The organism is Stutzerimonas stutzeri (assembly GCF_024448895.1).
Classification (GTDB): domain Bacteria; phylum Pseudomonadota; class Gammaproteobacteria; order Pseudomonadales; family Pseudomonadaceae; genus Stutzerimonas; species Stutzerimonas stutzeri_Q.
Genome location: NZ_JAMOIC010000022.1, coordinates 1 through 19994, shown reverse-complemented (window position 1 = coordinate 19994; position 19994 = coordinate 1). Strand labels below are relative to the sequence as shown.

The window sequence follows — 19994 nt, the reverse complement described above, 5'->3', positions numbered from 1 at the left end:
TTGACACCTATCGGGTTAGCAAGCGGGAGCCTTGCGGCTCCCGCTGCGGCTTACCAGGATTGGGTGGCCTTGAACGACTCGATACCGGCTTTGATGCCTGCGTCGATTTCGTCGTTGAAGTCGCCCTTTACGTTGATCTTGTCCAGCAGAGCAGCATGCTCGTGGTGGAAATAGGCAATCAACGCCTGCTCGAAGGCACCAACCTTGGCTACTTCGATGTCCTGCAGGAAGCCACGCTCGGCTGCATACAGGGACACCGCCATGTCAGCAATGGACATCGGCGCATACTGCTTCTGCTTCATCAGCTCAGTAACGCGCTGACCATGCTCGAGCTGCTTGCGGGTCGCTTCGTCCAGATCAGACGCGAACTGGGCGAATGCCGCCAATTCACGGTACTGAGCCAGCGCGGTACGAATACCGCCGGACAGCTTCTTGATGATCTTGGTCTGCGCAGCGCCACCAACACGGGATACCGAGATACCGGCGTTCACAGCCGGACGGATACCTGCGTTGAACATCGACGATTCGAGGAAGATCTGACCGTCGGTGATCGAGATCACGTTGGTCGGAACGAACGCGGATACGTCACCAGCCTGAGTTTCGATGATCGGCAGAGCGGTCAGAGAACCGGTCTTGCCAGTCACGGCGCCATTGGTGAACTTCTCGACGTACTCTTCGGAAACGCGCGATGCACGCTCCAGCAGACGGCTGTGGAGATAGAACACGTCACCCGGATAGGCTTCACGTCCTGGCGGACGACGCAGCAGCAGGGAGATCTGGCGATAGGCCACGGCCTGCTTGGACAGATCGTCATAAACGATCAGCGCATCTTCACCACGGTCGCGGAAGTACTCGCCCATGGTGCAGCCAGCGTAAGGGGCCAGGAACTGCAGCGCAGCGGATTCGGATGCCGAAGCGGCGACGATGATGGTGTTAGCCAGTGCGCCGTGCTGCTCGAGCTTGCGAACCACGTTGGCGATGGTCGATTGCTTCTGACCGATCGCGACGTAGACGCATTTGATGCCGCTGTTGCGCTGGTTAATGATGGCGTCGATGGCCAGGGCAGTCTTACCGATCTGACGGTCACCGATAATCAGCTCACGCTGACCACGACCTACCGGGATCATGGCGTCGACCGACTTGTAGCCGGTCTGCACTGGCTGGTCGACTGACTTACGCCAGATCACACCAGGGGCGACCTTTTCAACCGCGTCAGTTGCCTGCGCGTTGACCGGGCCTTTGCCGTCTACCGGGTTGCCCAGTGCATCGACTACGCGGCCTAGCAGTTCCGGACCTACCGGCACTTCAAGGACGCGACCGGTGCACTTGGCGCTCATACCTTCGGTCAGGCTCTGATAGGCGCCCAATACCACGGCACCTACGGAGTCTTGTTCCAGGTTCAGGGCCATACCGAAGACGCCGCCAGGAAACTCGATCATTTCCCCGTACATCACATCGGCCAGGCCATAGATGCGAACGATACCGTCAGAAACGCTGACGATGGTGCCTTCGTTACGCGCTTGGGCAGACACGTCGGAACTACCGATGCGCTGCTTTATGATTTCACTAATCTCGGAAGGATTCAGTTGCTGCATGCCACGACCCTCAAATCAGGATTTCAACGATTCGGCCAACTGGCTCAGTTTGCCGCGGACCGAACCATCGACAACCACATCGCCGGCGCGGATGACAACGCCGCCGATCAGCGCAGGGTTCACGACCTGCTGGGGGTTGACGGTACGATCTAGCCGCTTCGACAAGGCGGCAGCCAAAGTTTGGAGTTGCGCAGGAGTCAGCTCGAAGGCTGTCTGCACTTCAACGTCGAGTGTCTTTTCAGCTTCAGCCTTCAGTTCCTCGAACAGCTCCCGAATAGTCGGCAACACGTCCAGGCGATCGTTATCGCCCAGGGTGGTAACGAAGTTCCGGAACGCATCATCGATGTCGCTACCAAACAGCTGGACCAGCGTCTTGACCTTGCTTTCGCTGGTAAGACGCGGGTTCTTGAGCAGTTCGGCAATTTGGGGAACGTCAACGGCGACCGCAGCCAGGCTCAACATGCCCGACCAGGCATCAATCCGGCCAGCGGAACTGGCGAATTCGAAAGCGGCCTTTGCATAGGGCCGAGCAAGCGTCTGGGTATTGATCATCGCTTGCCTCGCTTAGAGTTGGGAGGCCAGTTTTTCGACCAGATCGTTGTGCGCCTTGGCGTCCACCTGGGACTCCAGGATCTTCTCCGCACCCATGACAGCCAACATGGCTACCTGATTGCGCAGTTGCTCCTTGGCACGATTCACTTCCTGCTCGATTTCGGCGCGGGCGCCAGCTACCAGTCGCTCGCCTTCGACGCGCGCCTGTTGCTTGGCATCCTCAACAATTGCGTTGGCCTGCTTGTTGGCCTGCTCTAGGATCTGGGCAGCTTGCCCCTTGGTCTCGCGGAGGGTGTTTGACACCTTTTCCTGAGCCAACTTTAGGTCTTGCTGCGCACGGCCTGCGGCGTCCAGCCCTTCGGCAATTTTCTTCTGGCGTTCTTGCATGGCCTTGGTGATTGGCGGCCATACGTACTTCATGCAGAACCAGACGAAAATAGCGAAAGCGAACGTTTGACCGAACAGCGTCAAGTTAATGTTCACAGCGATATACCTCGTGCTATCTCGTTCGACGCGGTTGTCAATTCCACGGCAACGGGGCTCGCCAGGCGAACCCCATCAGGAACCGGAAAAGTCTTAAGCAGCGACAACGAAGATGAGGTACATCGCGATACCAACACCGATCATCGGTACGGCGTCGAGCAGACCAGCCATGAGGAAGGTCTTGGTTTGCAGTTGCGGAGCCAGCTCGGGTTGACGAGCAGTGGATTCCAGCAACTTGCCGCCCAGCAGGGCGAAGCCGATGCCAGTGCCCAGGGCACCCAGACCGATCATGATGGAGGCGGCGATGTAGACGAGTTCCATGTAAAGCTCCTGAAGCTAAGGGTTAAGGTTTTCTTGGTTGAAGCGAAACAGATAAAACCGGTTCAGCGGTTACGGCGTGAGTTCGGCATGACCGTGATCTTCATGCGCTGAGCTCAAGTACACCACGGTCAGAACCATGAAAATGAACGCCTGCAGTGGGATCACCAGAATATGGAAGATCGCCCAGGGTACATTCAGGGTCCACTGCACGTAGAACGGCAGCAGCGCGATAAGGATGAACACCACCTCACCGGCATACATGTTGCCGAACAGACGCAGAGCGAGGCTCAGCGGCTTGGTCAGCAGACCGAGGATCTCGAGGAACAGGTTGAACGGGACGAGCGACCAATGATTGAACGGCGTGAATGCCAGTTCCTTGGTGAAACCGCCCACGCCCTTGACCTTGAAGCTGTAGAACAGAATCAGAATAAACACGCCGAGCGACAGACCGAAGGTACCGTTCGGGTCGGCTGTCGGGACGATCTTGAAGTACGGCAGACCCAGCAGACTTGCCAGACCCGGGATGTAGTCCACCGGAATCCACTTCAGACTGTTCATAAGGAAGACCCAGACGAAAATCGTCAGGGCGAGCGGCGCGATCAAGGCATTGCGGCCATGGAAGGTATCCTTAACAACACCTTCAACGAACTCGACACACATCTCGACGAAATTCTGCAGACGGCCCGGGATTCCCGCAGTGGCACCTTTCGCAGCCATGCGGAAGATCAGGATAAAGATCAGACCCATGAACAGCGACCAACCCAGCGTATCGAGGTGGACCGCCATGAAACCCATGTCACGGGCTTCCAGACCGGACTGAGCGATGGTCCAGGTAGCCTGATCGACTACCGAGCCATCTGCACGAACGTAGCCTTCCGGCAGTTTTCCGTAAGTCAGATTCTGCAGGTGATGCTGGATATATTCCGCCGGGGTACTCGCCATAAACGCCTCAGTGCTCAATGCTTCGGATTATTTTTCATTAGCAGGAGGGCGCTCGCTCCGGCGCCCAGAACCAACAGATAACCGACAAAAAGTGCTGCCGGTTGCAGCGGTTTCACTCCCACGAACACCAGCGCAAACAACGCTGCTGCCAGAATCTGTTTACCCATCTCGCCAGCCCAAAGGGACTGAACGATCGCCTTGGCTGATCGCGCACCAAAATAGCGAAACGCCTTGAAGGCAAAATACAGGTTAGCCAATAAAGCGATCAGGCCACCTAGCAAAGCCGAATAGCCCGCAACCATACCAAAAATCAAACCACATGAAACGCTGGCACTCACTGCGACCAATGCCTGTACGAGCAAAACCCGAATGACGGGTAGCCGATGCAAGGGTGTCTTGTTACGTATATTCACCGTGCATCCATCGCCGAATCGCGGTCTGCATCTACATTGATTGCAGTCAAAAAAGCGCCGCGAGTATAGGAGCAGGCCAAACCGCATTCAACCTTCAGGTAGCAGTTTCTGACCGGCACTACATAAAGTTTGTATCAACGAATGTGCGCAAGCACACCTTGTAGCTCATCCAGCGAATTGTAACGAATCACCAGCTGCCCTTTGCCCTTTTCGCCGTGCTTGATCTGCACCGGTGAGCCCAGCCGCTCAGCCAGTCGCTGCTCCAGGCGGACAATATCCGGATCGCTTTTTGGTTGTTCCTTGCTTCGATCGGAGCTGTTCAACCATTGCCGCACCAACGCTTCGGTCTGGCGTACGGTAAGCCCCCGCGCGACAACATGTCGCGCCCCTTCGACCTGCTGATCAGCAGGAAGCCCCAATAATGCTCGGGCATGACCCATTTCCAGATCACCGTGGGACAAGAGAGTCTTTATCTCATCCGGCAGCGCTATCAGGCGCAGAAGGTTACTGATGGTTACGCGTGACTTACCCACAGCATCAGCTACCTGTTGCTGCGTCAGCTGAAACTCTTGCTGGAGGCGTTGCAACGCCACTGCTTCCTCAATGGGATTCAGGTCTTCACGTTGGATATTTTCTATCAGCGCCATAGCAATGGCGGCTTCGTCCGACACGTCACGCACCAATGCCGGGATCTTTTCCAAACCCGCCTGTTGGCTGGCACGCCAGCGTCGTTCTCCGGCAATGATTTCGTAGCGGCCCGAGCCGATCGAACGCACCACGATTGGTTGCATCACGCCCTGGCTACGGATCGAATTGGCAAGCTCTTCGAGTGTCACCGGGTCGATATCACGACGAGGCTGATATTTGCCTCGTTGAATGACATCAAGCGGGAGCTGTTGCAGTTCTCGCTCATCAGTCTGAGGTGCACTTTCCTGCGTTGTCGCCACGTTGGCGCCACCGAGCAGGGCATCCAGTCCGCGTCCTAGGCCTCGTTTTTTGGTCGCCATGAAGATTCCTTATGCGTTTACGCTACGGGCAGCTCGACGCTGGCGGCGCGACAACTCACCCGCCAACGCCAGATAGGCCAAGGCGCCCTTGGATTGCTTGTCATAGACCAATGCCGGCATGCCGTGACTGGGTGCTTCGGCAAGCCGCACATTGCGGGGGATCACGGTGTCGTAGAGCTTGTCGCCAAAATGAGTCTTGAGCTGTTCGGTCACATCGTTGGTCAGGCTGCTGCGTGGGTCGTACATGGTGCGCAGCAAGCCCTCGATCTTCAGCGACGGGTTCAAGGCCTGACCGATGCGCTGAATCGAGTTGACCAGATCAGTCAGCCCTTCCAGTGCGTAGTACTCACACTGCATCGGAATAATCACACCGTCGGCGGCGGTCAGTGCATTGATCGTCAGCATAGATAGCGAAGGGGGGCAATCGATCAGGATGTAGTCGTAGTTTTCGCGCACCGGTGCAAGCGCCTCGCGTAGCCGGTGTTCCTTGGTCGGCAGCTTTAATAGCGCTACTTCGGCCGCCGTCAGGTCACGGTTGGCGGGCAATAGCTGGTATCCACCATGCTCGGAAAACTGCATGGCATCGACCAAACTGCATTCTCCGATCAGAACATCGTAGATCGAATACTCGAGACTCAACTTATCCACACCGCTACCGGTGGTCGCGTTCCCTTGGGGATCGAGGTCGATAAGCAGGACCCGACGTCGCGTGGCGACCAGCGAAGCGGCCAGGTTAATGCAGGTCGTGGTCTTGGCGACACCGCCCTTCTGGTTGGCGATGGCAAATACTTTAGCCATGGTCAGTGTCTGTCCGGGTCATGAAGTGCGGCGCAGTATCAACAGGTGGCGTTGCCCTTGGCAACCGGGAACCTTGAGAACAAGACAGCGCTCCAGCTCGAAATCCGAAGGCAATGCCTGCAATTCATCGTCTGGTTGCACCCCTTTCATCGCCAGCCAGCGTGCATCGCGATCGCCTAGGTGACGTGTCCAGTTGGTGAAATCCTCAAGGGAGCTGAACGCCCGGGAGGTGATCCCTGTGAATGGCTGCGCCGGAGCGAACTGCTCGACGCGGCTGTGGACAACTTCAAGATTGGTGAGTTTCAGCTCAAGTTTGACCTGAGTAAGAAAGCGCGTCTTTTTCCCATTGGAATCAAGCAGCGTGAAATGCCGTTCAGGAAACAGGATTGCCAACGGGATCCCCGGCATACCGCCGCCGCTGCCTACATCAAGCCAACGAGTGCCGCCGAGTTGAACATAGGGAGCGACGCTCAAGCTATCGAGCAAATGGCGAGAAACCATTTCCGCCGTATTGCGGACAGCTGTCAGGTTGTAGGCCTTGTTCCATTTGCTGAGCAGTGCGAGATAGGCGAGCAGCTGGTCGCGTTGGCCTTCGCTGATTTGCACACCCAGTTGCCTGGCGCCGTCGTCAAGCTCTTCGGCGTAACCTTGGTACTCGAGATCCATCAGGCGCTTTGCTCCAGCTTCTGCCCTGCGCTACGTTTTTTCAGATGAATCATCAGAAGTGAAACGGCCGCCGGCGTGACACCAGGAATTCTTGAGGCTTGCCCGAGCGTTTCTGGACGAGCAAGGGTGAGCTTGTGCTGGATTTCCTTCGACAGGCCGGATATCGAGGAGTAATCCAACTCAATCGGTAAGGAGATGTTCTCGCTGGCACGAAGACGGACTATTTCTTCCTGCTGCCGATCAATATAACCGGCGTACTTGGTCTTGATTTCGACCTGCTCGGCAACTTGTGGGTCTTCGACACCTTCACCGGTGAGTTCAACCAAGGTGCGGTAGTCGATTTCCGGTCTCGCCAGCAAATTAAGCAAGTTGTATTCGTGAGTCAGCGGGGTACCAAACCGCTCGGCGATCGCGTCACCCTGCACTGTGGCAGGGCGAACCCATGTGCTCTTCAGCCGCTGCTCTTCCTGAGCGATACGTTCGCGCTTGAGTTCGAATGCAGACCAGCGAACGTCATCCACCAAGCCTAATTCTCGCCCCTTCTCGGTAAGCCTGAGATCAGCATTGTCCTCTCTGAGGATCAACCGATACTCGGCCCGGGAGGTGAACATCCGGTACGGTTCCTGGGTTCCGAGCGTAATCAGGTCGTCGACCAACACACCCAGATAGGCCTCGTCCCGTCGAGGACACCAACTGTCCTTCCCCTGCGCACGCAGTGCCGCATTGGTTCCGGCCAGCAGTCCTTGAGCCCCTGCTTCTTCATAGCCGGTGGTTCCGTTGATCTGGCCCGCGAAAAACAGGCCCCCGATAACCTTGGTTTCCAGGCTGTATTTCAGGTCGCGCGGGTCGAAATAATCGTACTCGATGGCGTAGCCAGGACGCACGATGTGTGCCTGCTCCATGCCACGAATGCTTTGCACGATCTGCAGCTGGACGTCGAACGGCAATGACGTGGAGATGCCGTTGGGATAGAGCTCGTGAGTAGTCAGACCTTCAGGCTCAATGAAAACCTGATGGCTGTCCTTGTCGGCAAAACGATGAATCTTGTCCTCGATGGATGGGCAATAGCGGGGCCCAACTCCCTCGATCACGCCGGAGTACATCGGCGACCGGTCAAGGTTTGCCGCAATGATTTCGTGAGTCCGTGCGTTGGTATGGGTGATCCAGCAACTGACCTGCCGTGGATGCTGAGCCGCGTGTCCCAGAAAGGACATTGGCGGAATCGGTGTATCACCGGGTTGCTCAGTCATCACGGAGAAATCGACACTGCGCCCATCAATCCTCGGCGGTGTGCCTGTTTTGAGACGACCCACTCGCAGCGGCAATTCGCGCAAGCGCTTCGCCAGAGCGATCGACGGGGGATCTCCAGCGCGGCCACCTGAATAGTTTTGCAGACCAATGTGGATAAGTCCGCCCAGGAAGGTGCCCGTTGTGAGAACGACGGTTACAGCCAGAAATCGCAGGCCCATCTGCGTGACCACACCGCGGACCTCATCGGCTTCGACGATCAGATCATCCGCGGCCTGTTGAAATACCCACAGGTTAGGCTGGTTTTCCAGCGTCTCACGCACGGCTGCCTTGTATAGAACACGATCAGCCTGTGCTCGTGTTGCACGAACCGCAGGGCCTTTGCGGCTGTTGAGCACACGAAACTGAATGCCGCTCTGGTCGGTGGCGCTGGCCATCACGCCACCAAGCGCGTCGATTTCCTTGACCAGATGGCTCTTGCCAATACCGCCCATCGCAGGGTTACAGCTCATCTGTCCAAGCGTTTCAACGTTATGAGTCAGCAGCAATGTTTTCACGCCGATTCGTGCAGCTGCCAATGCAGCCTCGGTACCGGCATGGCCACCGCCGATAACGATGACATCAAAACGGGAAGGGAAATCCACCACGCACCTCGTGCCTGTTCAGATGAGTTTGGGGAAACGCGCAAGTATAGGCGGAGCAAGCACCTGAAAGAAGGCCCGTGGACAAAAAATGACCAACTCGGGAGGCAGACACTGATCAATAGATAAATAGAGAGTAATTCTTTAAAGCTTATTCTTATGTTTATAAATGGGGTCGTGTATTTCTGTGGATAGTTCTTTCCAGCCCTCTCCAGGCGGGCCTTAGGGAGAAACGAAAAGATGTGCGATTCCTGGGCCGCGCCGGTGTGATACCGGTTCATAGGCTGTGGACTAAATGTCGGCTTATACACAGGGCAAATTTGTACCTCAGTTACCAACTGCTTTCGAACCGGGCTTAGAGTCGGTTTTACACAGGGTTTCCCTCCAGGTTTTTGAAAGGTTTCACCCACGGCGCCCCCCTCGGTTCAGGTGGTGATGCCAATAATGCTCAATCAGCTAGAAAAACGACTCCGGCCACTGCGCTGATTCAGTCGTAATGCGCACTGCGGTGGAGTGAGGAAGGGAGTCAGAAGAAGTTCGAGCGGCGCTATTTGCCGATGCAAAAGCTGGAAAATATACGACCGAGCAAATCATCAGAACTGAAGGCCCCTGTTATTTCGCCAAGCGACTGCTGTGCGTGACGCAGATCCTCCGCCAAGAGCTCACCGGCGCCGGCCACGGTTAATTGGTCGTAACCGTGCTGTAGATGTAAGGCCGTCTGACGAAGCGCATCTAGATGCCTGCGGCGGGCGCTGAAGCCTGTCTCAGCAGTTTGCTGATAACCCATACAGCCTTTCAGATGATTACGAAGAAGCTCAACTCCATCACCGGACCGAGCAGACAGACTAAGGGTGGTGAACCCGTCTGCATCAATGGAGAGTTCGACGATCTCTCCCGTTAGGTCGGCCTTGTTCCGCACCAGTGTGGTCTTCGCGCGGTCAGGCTTGGTTGAGATGAACTCAGGCCAATCACCGTCACCCGCATTGTTCGCAGACGTATTGGCATCCACGACGAGCAGTATCCGATCGGCGTCTTCAATGGCCTTGATCGCACGTTCTACGCCGATGCGCTCCACCTGGTCGTCAGTGTCACGCAAACCCGCGGTGTCGATGATATGCAGGGGCATACCGTCGATATGGATGTGTTCACGCAGAACATCACGCGTAGTACCAGCGATTTCGGTGACGATTGCGGCTTCCCTGCCTGCGAGCGCATTGAGCAGGCTGGACTTCCCGGCGTTAGGACGTCCTGCGATAACCACGTTCATGCCTTCACGTAGCAGAGCGCCCTGGCCCGCTTCGCGGATTACCTCGTTAAGCTCCTGTCGTACAGCATCCAGCAATGCCAAGACTCGGCCATCGGCGAGAAAGTCTATTTCTTCTTCCGGAAAGTCGATTGCGGCCTCTACATAGATACGCAGCTGTATCAACTTCTCCGTCAGAGCGTGCACTCGACGTGAAAACTCGCCTTGCAGCGAGCGCACGGCATTTCGCGCCGCCTGTGCGGAACTCGCTTCGATGAGATCGGCGATTGCCTCGGCCTGAGCAAGGTCCAATTTGTCGTTGATAAATGCTCGTTCACTGAACTCGCCAGGACGCGCAAGACGAATGCCGAGTTCGACGCAACGGTGCAACAGCATGTCCATGACGACGGGACCGCCGTGGCCCTGCAATTCCAGCACGTCCTCCCCGGTGAATGAGTGGGGGCCAGGAAAAAACAGCATCAGCCCCTCATCGATGACCTCGCCGTCGTCGGAGTGAAAAGGGCCGTAGTGGGCATGACGCGCAATGGGCTCCCTCCCGCTTAGGGTAATGGCCACCGCTTTCGCGCGTGGTCCGGATACCCTTACGACGCCTATTCCGCCGCGACCGGGCGCGGTAGCAACGGCTGCGATGGTTTCGCGATCTTGGCTCATGCGTATGTCTCCAGTGAGTCAGAAATGCAAAACGCCCCAATCAAGGGGCGTTCTGTTCACTCAGCTGATCAGGCTGCGGTCTGTCTCTCGATCTTGCGGGTAATGTACCACTGCTGCGCAATCGACAAGACGTTGTTGACAACCCAGTACAGCACCAGGCCGGCAGGGAACCACAGGAAGAAGAAAGTGAAGATGATTGGCAACAACTTCATGACCTTCGCCTGCATCGGATCTGGCGGCGTGGGGTTCAATTGCTGCTGAATGAACATGGTCAGGCCCATGATGATCGGCAGGATGAAGAAAGGATCTTTGATCGAGAGGTCAGTGATCCAGAACATCCAGGGCGCCTGACGCATTTCAACACTTTCCAGCAACACCCAGTAGAGCGCGAGGAACACCGGCATCTGGACCAGAATCGGCAGACATCCGCCCAGTGGATTGATCTTTTCCTTCTTGTACAGCTCCATCATCGCCTGGGACATCTTTTGGCGGTCGTCGCCAAACTGTTCCTTCAGCGCCGCCATTTTTGGCGAAACGGCCCGCATACGCGCCATCGACCGATAACTGGCAGCCGACAGCGGGAAGAACGCCAGTTTGATGACGATGGTCAGCGCTATGATCGACCAGCCCCAATTGCCCAGCAGTGCATGGATATTCTGTAGCAACCAGAAGATTGGTTGGGCGATAAACCAGAGAATGCCGTAATCGACGGTCAGGCGCAGGCCCGGCGACAGTTCTTCCAGCTCGTCCTGGCTTTTAGGGCCAGCATAAAGCGTGGCGTAGGTTTCGCCCTGGCTACCCGGCGCTACCGTTACGCCTGGGCCCGTGAAACCGATGATGTAGTTCCCTTGGCTGTCCTTGCGGGTCTGAACCTGATTGGTTTGATCCGGAGCAGGTATCCATGCGGTCACGAAGTAATGCTGCAACCAGGCAATCCATCCTCCTTCTACCGTTTTTTTCAGGCTGCCATCATCCATGTCGCCCATGGATACCTTGGTGTAGGGCTCATCTTTCGTCCAAAGCGCCGCTCCAAGATAGGTCGCAGTACCAGTGGCAGTGCTTGAAGACGGATCGCCGCTGTCATCGCGCTTGAGCTGGCCGAACATGTAGCCTGTCCATGACGCTTCGCTCTGGTTATCGATGAGATAGCTGACGCGGAGGTCATAATTGCTTCGATCAAAGGTGAAGCGCTTGGTGTAATTGACGCCGTTATCGCTGTGCTTCAGGTCGACGATCAGCTGATCCTGACCTTCAGCCAACTGATACTGCTGTTGCCCGCTGGTGTATAGCGGGCGACCACTGGATTTGTCCGGGCCGTCGCCAATCAGGCCACTTTGTGCCTCATAGGTCCGCTCTCCGCTTCGCTCAAAAAGCTGGAAAGGAATATCTGGACGATCCTGCCGGCGAGGAAACTCTGGCAAGCGCAGATCGACGATGTCACCGCCCCGAGGGTCAATCGCCACGTCAAGCACGTCGGTCCTGACACGTATCAACTGGGTGGTGGCCTCGGCATCGGGGAGCGTGTTTGTCGGTTGCTCTCCACCTACGGCCGGTATATCGCTCTGCACGCCATCGGCAGTCTGCGTTGTCGGTGTTTCCGGTAGTTGGGCGTTAGCGGTTTGTTCCTGACTTGTCTCGGCAGGCAAGGCCGCCTGTCCGTAGTCCTGATTCCACTGAAGAACCATCAGGTAGGCAACGACTGCCAGGGCGACAAGCAGAATCGAGCGTTTGATATCCATGGTTACTCGGTCATCGAAGATGAATTGGAGGTGTTTTTGGAAGGCACCGGATCATAACCGCCGGGGTTCCATGGATGGCAACGGCCGAGCCTGCGCAGGCTCAGCCAGCCACCGCGCAGCAGGCCATGAATTTCGATGGCCTCTTGTGCGTAGCAGGAGCAGCTGGGGTAGAAACGACAATGGCTGGCCATCATGGGACTGATGGCGTACCGGTAAAACCGGATAGGCAGCACGGCCAGTTTACGCATGGGCAGACTTGGCCTGTTCCGGTTTTCCGTCGGTCTTGGTAGGGGTGCGAGACAACCGTCGCCAGAGCTTGGCGAACTGCTTAGCCAGTTCGGCATTGTCCAGATCTGCCAGGCCTTTGCGCGCGATGACCACGATGTCCCACCCCGTCAGGTCCACCTGGTGGAGACGAAAGGTTTCACGCAGTTGCCGCTTGATGCGATTGCGCTCTACCGAGAGCTTGACGCTCTTCTTGCCAATCACCAAACCAATTCGGGGGTGGGGCAATCCGTTTTCGCGCACCAGTAACAGGACGTTCCTGCCCGGTAACTTGCCGGAGGGAGAGTCGAAGACAGCTTTGAATTGAATCGGGGTAAGCAGCCGCTTTTCCCGACCGAAGTCTCGACTCACTACCTTTTCCGACGTGTTCAGACTGCCAGGCGCTTGCGACCTTTGGCGCGACGACGCGACAGAACTGCACGACCGTTCTTGGTAGCCATGCGAGCACGGAAACCGTGAGTACGAGCGCGCTTCAGGGTGCTGGGTTGGAAAGTGCGTTTCATGATGCGGTACCTGGTAATCGGTTGCGGACCGGAATGGCCCCCTTTTAAGAGACCGGCGATTGTAGAGAAGCTGCAGAGTCAGGTCAATTTCCAACCAGCACCATTGGTAGAGAAATTAATAAAAAGAAAAGAATTAGAGCCTTTCTTAAATCAGTGTCTATAGATGGTGGAGCCACATTCTGTGGATAGACCTCTCCAGCCCATATCCTGCGGAGCCTCCAGCCTAGCAAAACGTTCTGTGAAACCCGTGTGCCCGCGGTGCAGATCCGTTGCGCATCCTGTGGACTAAACCCTGTGTTATCAACAGGCCAGGTTATGCTGTCGATATACACAGCCTTTTCCCTAGGCTTTAGGCCATGTTATCAACAGGGCTTAGGGTCGACGTCTGTTCTTTGAGGTCTGATCGATCAGTTCTTTTAAGCTGTGAAGCCTGATCGACTGTGGATAACTGTGTGCTGCAGCGCTACAATGACCGTCGTTTTTGAAGCTCAAAAGCTAGGAGATTCCGTGTCGGTTGAACTTTGGCAGCAGTGCGTTGACCTGTTGAGAGATGAACTGCCTGCCCAGCAATTCAACACCTGGATTCGCCCGCTCCAGGTTGAAGCCGATGGGGATGAGTTACGCGTCTACGCCCCTAACCGGTTCGTCATGGATTGGGTCAATGAAAAATATCTTTCCCGGCTGATTGAGCTTGTTTCAGAGCGTGCTGCTGGCGTGGCCCCGTCTTTATCGCTATTGATAGGTAGCAGACGCAGTCCGGGGCAGCAGATGACGGCAGCGGTTGCCCGTCCTCAAGCCCATACCGGTTTGCCTGCTTCTGCTGCCCCCCCTGCAGCATCAGATTCTGCGTCCCACACGCCGGTTGCTTCGGCGCCTGCCGCTTCGCCCGCGCCCCCCCGTCAGCAGGAACGCACCGTTCAGGTCGAAGGGGGGCTCAAGCATACGAGCTACCTCAACCGTACCTTTACGTTCGAGAATTTTGTCGAAGGCAAGTCGAACCAGTTAGCCCGTGCAGCTGCCTGGCAGGTTGCTGACAATCCAAAGCATGGCTACAACCCTCTGTTCTTGTATGGCGGTGTGGGTCTAGGGAAGACGCACCTGATGCATGCTGTTGGCAATCATCTGTTGAAGAAAAATCCGAATGCCAAAGTCGTCTATCTTCATTCCGAGCGTTTCGTGGCTGATATGGTCAAGGCGTTACAGCTCAATGCCATCAATGAGTTCAAGCGCTTCTACCGTTCCGTGGATGCGTTGCTGATCGACGACATTCAATTTTTCGCAAAGAAGGAGCGCTCGCAAGAAGAGTTTTTCCACACCTTCAACGCGCTTCTCGAAGGTGGACAGCAGGTGATCCTCACCAGTGATAGGTATCCCAAAGAGATCGATGGGTTGGAGGAGCGGCTCAAGTCGCGCTTCGGTTGGGGGTTGACTGTTGCGGTTGAGCCACCAGAGCTTGAAACGCGTGTGGCGATCCTGATGAAGAAAGCTGACCAAGCCAACGTTGACCTGCCCCACGACGCCGCTTTTTTTATCGCTCAGCGTATTCGTTCTAACGTGCGTGAGTTGGAAGGCGCTTTGAAGCGCGTTATCGCTCATGCCCATTTCATGGGCAGGGACATCACGATCGAACTCATTCGTGAATCATTGAAAGATCTGCTCGCGCTGCAGGACAAGCTGGTGAGCGTTGACAACATCCAGCGTACTGCCGCCGAATACTACAAGATCAAGATTTCCGACCTATTGTCCAAACGTAGGTCGCGCTCGGTCGCGCGTCCGCGTCAGGTTGCGATGGCCTTGTCGAAGGAACTGACTAACCATAGCCTCCCGGAGATCGGCGATGCCTTTGGTGGACGTGATCACACGACGGTGCTGCACGCCTGTCGTAAGATTGCCGAACTTCGCGAATTGGACGCCGATATCCGCGAAGATTACAAGAATCTGCTGCGTACTTTGACAACCTGAACAGACTGCGGCCATTTAATAGGCAAGGGACCAGACCATGCATTTCACGATTCAGCGCGAAGCCTTGTTGAAACCTCTGCAGTTGGTGGCGGGCGTCGTCGAGCGCCGCCAGACATTGCCGGTGTTGTCGAATGTTCTACTGGTAGTCCAAGACGATCAGTTGTCGCTTACCGGAACGGATCTGGAAGTCGAACTGGTTGGACGTGTCACATTGGAAGATGCATCCGAGCCGGGCGAAATTACGGTGCCGGCGCGTAAGTTGATGGATATCTGCAAAAGCTTGCAGCCAGACGCGCTTATTGACATTCGCCTGGATGACCAGAAAGTAATCATCAAGTCCGGTCGCAGCCGCTTTTCTCTCTCCACGCTCCCAGCGAACGATTTCCCTACGGTTGAGGAAGGCCCTGGCTCGCTGAACTTCAGCGTCAACCAGGGGAAGATGCGGCGCATGATCGAGCGCAGCAGTTTTGCCATGGCCCAGCAAGACGTGCGCTACTACCTGAACGGAATGCTGATCGAAGTTTCTAGCGGCATGCTACGCGCGGTTGCGACCGACGGGCATCGCCTGGCAATGTGTTCGATGCAGGCTGGCATTGAGCAGCCGGATCGCCACCAGGTGATCGTGCCCCGAAAAGGTATTATTGAACTGGCTCGATTGCTCACTGACCAGGACGGCGAAGTCAGCATCGTGCTAGGGCAGCATCACATCCGCGCGACGACAGGCGAGTTCACATTCACCTCAAAGCTGGTCGACGGGAAGTTTCCTGACTATGAACGTGTCCTGCCTCGTGGCGGCGACAAGCTGGTCGTCGGTGAGCGCCAGACTTTGCGTGAGGCATTCAGCCGCACGGCAATTCTATCGAATGAAAAGTACCGGGGCATCCGCCTACAGCTTGAAAGCGGGCTCTTGAAAATCCAGGCGAACAACCCGGAGCAGGAAGAAGCAGAAGAAGAGGTTGCGGTCGATTACACCGGTGGATCCTTGGAAATCGGTTTTAACGTCAGCTATCTGCTCGATGTGCTTGGCGTCATGACCACCGATCAGGTGCGGCTCATCCTTTCGGATGCCAATAGCAGCGCGCTGGTTCAGGAATTCGACAATGACGACTCGGCGTATGTGGTCATGCCGATGCGCCTGTAATAGCTGTTGAATGTCGCTTAGCCGCCTTTCCGTCACCGGTGTTCGCAATCTGCAGCCGGTGACGCTTCATCCCTCCCCTAGAATCAATATCCTCCACGGCGACAACGGCAGCGGAAAAACCAGCCTGCTTGAAGCTATTCACATTCTCGGCATGGCTCGGTCGTTTCGTAATGCCCGGTTGAATCCGATCATCACTCATGAGCAAACAAGTTGTACGGTGTTTGGCCAGGTTGAGTTAGGCGAGGATCAGTCAAGCGCATTGGGTATTTCGCGAGAGCGCAGCGGCGAAGTCCGAATCCGTATTAACGGCGAAAGCGTCCGCAGTACTGCTGAACTGGCTGATGCGTTGCCATTGCAGCTGATCAATCCTGATAGCTTCCGGCTCTTAGAGGGCGCCCCGAAATTGCGTCGTCAGTTCCTAGACTGGGGCGTGTTCCACGTGGAACCACGGTTTTTGCCCTCTTGGCAGCGCCTGCAGCAGGCCCTTAGGCAACGGAACTCGTGGCTTCGCCATGGTACACTTGACGCCGCTTTGCAAGCGGCCTGGAGCCGCGAACTTAGCACTGCCAGTGATGAAATAGATGGCTTCCGGCGAGCCTATATCCACGCTTTGAAGCCTGTATTTGAACGCACCTTGGCCTCTTTGTTGGACCTCGAAGGTTTTCATCTGAGCTATTACCGCGGCTGGGATAAAGACCGTTCTCTTGATGAGGTGCTCACCGCATCGATCGACCGTGATCGACTAATGGGTCACACCCAGGCTGGCCCTCAACGAGCCGATCTGCGTTTGAGGATTGCGGGCCATAATGCGGCTGAAACGCTGTCGCGAGGTCAGCAGAAGTTGGTGGTATGTGCGTTGCGAATCGCTCAGGGCCATCTGGTGAGCGAGTCCAAGCGTGGCCAATGTATTTATCTGGTGGATGACTTGCCGTCCGAACTGGACGATCAGCACCGGCTGGCTTTATGCCGTTTGTTGGAACAACTGGATTGCCAGGTATTCATCACCTGTGTCGATTCGAAAGTATTGCGAGAGGGCTGGCGAAACGATACGCCGGTCTCAATGTTTCACGTGGAACATGGAGCGATAGCCCAGGACCACGGCCCCTCGGGAGTGAAGGCATGAGCGAAAACCACATTTACGATTCGTCCAGTATTAAGGTCCTTAAAGGCCTTGATGCGGTACGCAAACGTCCCGGCATGTATATCGGCGACACAGATGATGGCACCGGTTTGCACCACATGGTCTTCGAAGTGGTCGATAACTCAATCGATGAGGCGCTCGCCGGCCACTGCAGCGATATCTGCATCACCATCCATGTCGATGAATCAATCAGTGTTCGGGACAACGGCCGCGGTATCCCGGTCGACATTCACGAAGAAGGCGTCTCGGCAGCGGAAGTCATCATGACGGTGCTTCACGCTGGCGGAAAGTTCGATGACAACTCCTACAAGGTCTCGGGCGGATTGCACGGGGTAGGTGTATCGGTAGTGAATGCCCTGTCCGAAGAGCTGATCTTGACGATTAGACGTGAAGGACGGGTATGGGAGCAGACGTATCGTCACGGTGTTCCACAGGCCCCACTCGTAGCAATGGGTGAAACGGCTGACTCTGGTACCGAGATCCATTTCAAGCCTTCAGCTGAGACTTTCCAGAACATTCACTTCGTCTGGGACATTCTGGCTAAACGTCTTCGCGAACTGTCCTTCCTGAACTCGGGCGTAGGTATCGTGCTGCGCGACGAGCGCAATGCAAAAGAAGAGCTGTTCAAGTACGAGGGCGGCTTAAGCGCATTCGTGGCTTATCTGAACACCAACAAGACACCCGTTAACGAAGTCTTTCACTTCAACGTTCAACGTGATGATGGCGTCGGTGTAGAGGTGGCGTTGCAGTGGAATGACAGCTTTAACGAAAACCTGCTCTGCTTTACCAACAATATCCCTCAGCGAGATGGCGGTACGCACCTAGCTGGATTTCGCTCTGCACTTACCCGAAATCTGAATAACTATATCGAGCAAGAAGGTCTGGCGAAAAAGCACAAGGTTTCAACCACCGGCGATGATGCCCGTGAAGGCTTGACTGCAATCATCTCGGTTAAAGTACCGGACCCGAAGTTCAGCTCACAGACCAAAGACAAGCTCGTTTCGTCCGAAGTGAAAACAGCGGTCGAACAAGAAATGGGCAAGCATTTTGCCGATTTTCTGCTCGAACATCCCAATGAGGCCAAGGCCGTTGTTGGCAAGATGATTGATGCAGCTCGCGCGCGTGAAGCGGCCCGTAAGGCTCGTGAGATGACACGGCGTAAGGGCGCGCTAGACATTGCTGGCTTGCCGGGCAAGCTTGCTGACTGTCAGGAGAAGGATCCTGCCCTCTCCGAACTGTACATAGTGGAGGGTGACTCCGCGGGAGGTTCTGCAAAGCAGGGGCGTAACCGCAGGACCCAGGCCATCCTTCCTCTTAAAGGCAAGATTCTGAACGTCGAGAAAGCACGTTTCGACAAGATGATCTCTTCGCAGGAAGTCGGCACCCTTATTACCGCACTGGGTTGTGGTATTGGTCGCGATGAATACAACATCGACAAGTTGCGCTATCACAACATCATCATCATGACGGACGCCGACGTTGACGGTTCGCACATCCGTACGTTGTTGTTGACCTTCTTCTTCCGCCAGCTACCGGAACTGATCGAGCGCGGTTACGTGTACATTGCTCAGCCGCCGCTTTACAAGGTAAAGCGTGGCAAGCAGGAGCAGTACATCAAGGACGACGAGGCGATGGACGAGTACCTGACTCAGTCGGCGCTCGAAGACGCCAGTCTGCATGTCAATGAGCATGCGCCTGGTCTATCGGGTGAGGCGCTCGAGCGTTTGGTCAATGACTACCGAACCGTGATGAAAACGCTGCAGCGCTTGTCCCGTCTGTACCCTCAGGAACTCACCGAGCATTTCATCTATCTGCCTCGCGTAAGCGTTGAGCAGCTGGGTGACCGCGCCGCAATGGAGACCTGGCTCGAGCCTTATGCGGCGTTATTGAAAGGCGTAGAGCGCTCTGGGTTGGCTTACAAAGCGAGCCTCCGGGAAGATAAGGAACGTAATCTCTGGCTTCCTGAAGTCGAGATCATTTCCCACGGACTGGCCAGCTATATCACCTTCAATCGTGATTTCTTCGGAAGTAATGATTACAAGACCGTGACGGTCCTCGGTGAAAAGCTGAACAGCCTCCTCGAAGAAGGCGCGTATGTTCAGCGCGGCGAGCGCAAAAAGCCGGTTACCACGTTCAAGCAAGCTTTGGATTGGCTGATGACTGAAGGCACGCGCCGCCATAGTGTTCAGCGCTATAAGGGTCTTGGAGAAATGAATCCGGATCAGCTGTGGGAAACCACCATGGACCCGGCGGTGCGGCGGATGTTGAAGGTTACGATCGACGATGCGATTGGCGCTGATCAGATCTTCAATACGTTGATGGGAGATGCAGTCGAGCCTCGGCGTGACTTCATCGAATCCAATGCTTTGGCAGTTTCTAACTTGGACTTCTAGTCGACAAAGTCCCTTTTGGAATCCTTTCCGCCTTGGCGGAAGAAACCCGGCGAAAGCCGGGTTTTTTGTTCCACGTGGAACACGATAGCAATATTGCATGGCCGAACTTGGTTTAATCAATTTTAAGGATGGCGTTTGATCCCATATGCTCCCCACATCAAAAGCTTTCAACCTTTAGCTCCGTAAGAAACTCTTCATCTCTGGGGATACACATATGCTCGATAGCAATCTCAAAGCGCAACTGAAAAT

Annotated in this window: 19 protein-coding genes; 4 read left to right on the top strand and 15 right to left on the bottom strand. The window is 55.7% G+C overall.

Translation table 11 applies throughout. The annotated features are described in order from the left end of the window. Positions 1-50 precede the first annotated feature (50 nt). The 15 genes from atpA to rpmH all read right to left on the bottom strand — a co-directional run bounded on the left by atpA (position 51) and on the right by rpmH (position 13108). Positions 51-1595, bottom strand: coding sequence for a F0F1 ATP synthase subunit alpha (gene atpA / locus NA619_RS20445; protein ID WP_019340924.1), 1545 nt, complete (start codon positions 1593-1595; stop codon positions 51-53). Between the two features lie 15 nt (positions 1596-1610). Then, a complete protein-coding gene (locus NA619_RS20440) occupies positions 1611-2147 on the bottom strand; it encodes a F0F1 ATP synthase subunit delta (protein ID WP_255963652.1) in 537 nt (178 codons plus the stop codon). A gap of 12 nt (positions 2148-2159) precedes the next feature. Further along, entirely contained in the window at positions 2160-2630 is a 471-nt protein-coding gene (locus NA619_RS20435) for a F0F1 ATP synthase subunit B (protein ID WP_255963651.1), read from the bottom strand. A gap of 93 nt (positions 2631-2723) precedes the next feature. Beyond that, entirely contained in the window at positions 2724-2951 is a 228-nt protein-coding gene (gene atpE, locus NA619_RS20430; protein WP_019340921.1) for a F0F1 ATP synthase subunit C, read from the bottom strand. A gap of 69 nt (positions 2952-3020) precedes the next feature. After that, complete coding sequence (gene atpB / locus NA619_RS20425) at positions 3021-3893, bottom strand: F0F1 ATP synthase subunit A (RefSeq protein WP_255963650.1); 873 nt, start codon at positions 3891-3893, stop codon at positions 3021-3023. Between the two features lie 14 nt (positions 3894-3907). Then, positions 3908-4306, bottom strand: coding sequence for a F0F1 ATP synthase subunit I (locus tag NA619_RS20420; protein ID WP_255963649.1), 399 nt, complete (start codon positions 4304-4306; stop codon positions 3908-3910). Positions 4307-4440: 134 nt separating this feature from the next. Then, complete coding sequence (locus tag NA619_RS20415) at positions 4441-5313, bottom strand: ParB/RepB/Spo0J family partition protein (protein ID WP_255963648.1); 873 nt, start codon at positions 5311-5313, stop codon at positions 4441-4443. Between the two features lie 9 nt (positions 5314-5322). Next, positions 5323-6111, bottom strand: coding sequence for a ParA family protein (locus NA619_RS20410; RefSeq protein ID WP_255963647.1), 789 nt, complete (start codon positions 6109-6111; stop codon positions 5323-5325). Positions 6112-6129: 18 nt separating this feature from the next. Continuing rightward, positions 6130-6777 (bottom strand): 16S rRNA (guanine(527)-N(7))-methyltransferase RsmG, encoded by a 648-nt coding sequence (gene rsmG, locus NA619_RS20405; RefSeq protein WP_255963646.1) that lies wholly within the window; start codon positions 6775-6777, stop codon positions 6130-6132. Beyond that, positions 6777-8669, bottom strand: a complete 1893-nt coding sequence (gene mnmG, locus NA619_RS20400) for a tRNA uridine-5-carboxymethylaminomethyl(34) synthesis enzyme MnmG (RefSeq protein ID WP_255963645.1) — start codon at positions 8667-8669, stop codon at positions 6777-6779. The genes rsmG and mnmG overlap by 1 nt, the downstream gene beginning before the upstream one ends. A 544-nt stretch (positions 8670-9213) precedes the next feature. Next, positions 9214-10581, bottom strand: coding sequence for a tRNA uridine-5-carboxymethylaminomethyl(34) synthesis GTPase MnmE (gene mnmE, locus NA619_RS20395; RefSeq protein ID WP_255963644.1), 1368 nt, complete (start codon positions 10579-10581; stop codon positions 9214-9216). A 68-nt stretch (positions 10582-10649) separates the two neighbouring features. Then, positions 10650-12320 carry a membrane protein insertase YidC gene (yidC, locus tag NA619_RS20390; protein WP_255963643.1) on the bottom strand — a complete coding sequence of 557 codons (1671 nt, stop codon included), beginning with the start codon at positions 12318-12320 and terminating at the stop codon, positions 10650-10652. 2 nt (positions 12321-12322) lie between these two features. Then, positions 12323-12568 (bottom strand): membrane protein insertion efficiency factor YidD, encoded by a 246-nt coding sequence (gene yidD, locus NA619_RS20385; RefSeq protein WP_255963642.1) that lies wholly within the window; start codon positions 12566-12568, stop codon positions 12323-12325. Continuing rightward, positions 12561-12956: a ribonuclease P protein component gene (rnpA, locus tag NA619_RS20380; protein ID WP_255963641.1), complete on the bottom strand. Its 396-nt coding sequence runs from the start codon at positions 12954-12956 to the stop codon at positions 12561-12563. Before rnpA ends, yidD begins: the two co-directional genes overlap by 8 nt. A 17-nt stretch (positions 12957-12973) precedes the next feature. Next, on the bottom strand, positions 12974-13108 hold the full coding sequence (gene rpmH / locus NA619_RS20375) for a 50S ribosomal protein L34 (protein ID WP_019340723.1): 135 nt from the start codon (positions 13106-13108) through the stop codon (positions 12974-12976). 507 nt (positions 13109-13615) lie between these two features. Here rpmH and dnaA point away from each other — a divergent pair. The 4 genes from dnaA to gyrB are packed head-to-tail and all read left to right on the top strand — an operon-like array spanning position 13616 to position 19745. Continuing rightward, positions 13616-15070, top strand: a complete 1455-nt coding sequence (dnaA, locus tag NA619_RS20370; RefSeq protein ID WP_255963702.1) for a chromosomal replication initiator protein DnaA — start codon at positions 13616-13618, stop codon at positions 15068-15070. Positions 15071-15107: 37 nt separating this feature from the next. Further along, a complete protein-coding gene (gene dnaN, locus NA619_RS20365; RefSeq protein WP_255963640.1) occupies positions 15108-16211 on the top strand; it encodes a DNA polymerase III subunit beta in 1104 nt (367 codons plus the stop codon). A gap of 10 nt (positions 16212-16221) precedes the next feature. After that, entirely contained in the window at positions 16222-17334 is a 1113-nt protein-coding gene (gene recF / locus NA619_RS20360; RefSeq protein ID WP_255963639.1) for a DNA replication/repair protein RecF, read from the top strand. Further along, positions 17331-19745 (top strand): DNA topoisomerase (ATP-hydrolyzing) subunit B, encoded by a 2415-nt coding sequence (gene gyrB / locus NA619_RS20355; RefSeq protein WP_255963638.1) that lies wholly within the window; start codon positions 17331-17333, stop codon positions 19743-19745. The genes recF and gyrB overlap by 4 nt, the downstream gene beginning before the upstream one ends. Positions 19746-19994: the final 249 nt, after the last annotated feature.

Excerpts from the sequence above, each read along its gene's own strand:
- atpA (WP_019340924.1), bottom strand. The coding sequence starts at position 1,595 with ATGCAGCAACTGAATCCTTCCGAGATTAGTGAAATCATAAAGCAGCGC.
- NA619_RS20440 (WP_255963652.1), bottom strand. The coding sequence starts at position 2,147 with ATGATCAATACCCAGACGCTTGCTCGGCCCTATGCAAAGGCCGCTTTC.
- atpE (WP_019340921.1), bottom strand. The coding sequence starts at position 2,951 with ATGGAACTCGTCTACATCGCCGCCTCCATCATGATCGGTCTGGGTGCC.
- atpB (WP_255963650.1), bottom strand. The coding sequence starts at position 3,893 with ATGGCGAGTACCCCGGCGGAATATATCCAGCATCACCTGCAGAATCTG.
- NA619_RS20415 (WP_255963648.1), bottom strand. The coding sequence starts at position 5,313 with ATGGCGACCAAAAAACGAGGCCTAGGACGCGGACTGGATGCCCTGCTC.
- NA619_RS20410 (WP_255963647.1), bottom strand. The coding sequence starts at position 6,111 with ATGGCTAAAGTATTTGCCATCGCCAACCAGAAGGGCGGTGTCGCCAAG.
- rsmG (WP_255963646.1), bottom strand. The coding sequence starts at position 6,777 with ATGGATCTCGAGTACCAAGGTTACGCCGAAGAGCTTGACGACGGCGCC.
- mnmE (WP_255963644.1), bottom strand. The coding sequence starts at position 10,581 with ATGAGCCAAGATCGCGAAACCATCGCAGCCGTTGCTACCGCGCCCGGT.
- yidC (WP_255963643.1), bottom strand. The coding sequence starts at position 12,320 with ATGGATATCAAACGCTCGATTCTGCTTGTCGCCCTGGCAGTCGTTGCC.
- yidD (WP_255963642.1), bottom strand. The coding sequence starts at position 12,568 with ATGCGTAAACTGGCCGTGCTGCCTATCCGGTTTTACCGGTACGCCATC.
- rpmH (WP_019340723.1), bottom strand. The coding sequence starts at position 13,108 with ATGAAACGCACTTTCCAACCCAGCACCCTGAAGCGCGCTCGTACTCAC.
- dnaN (WP_255963640.1), top strand. The coding sequence starts at position 15,108 with ATGCATTTCACGATTCAGCGCGAAGCCTTGTTGAAACCTCTGCAGTTG.
- recF (WP_255963639.1), top strand. The coding sequence starts at position 16,222 with ATGTCGCTTAGCCGCCTTTCCGTCACCGGTGTTCGCAATCTGCAGCCG.
- gyrB (WP_255963638.1), top strand. The coding sequence starts at position 17,331 with ATGAGCGAAAACCACATTTACGATTCGTCCAGTATTAAGGTCCTTAAA.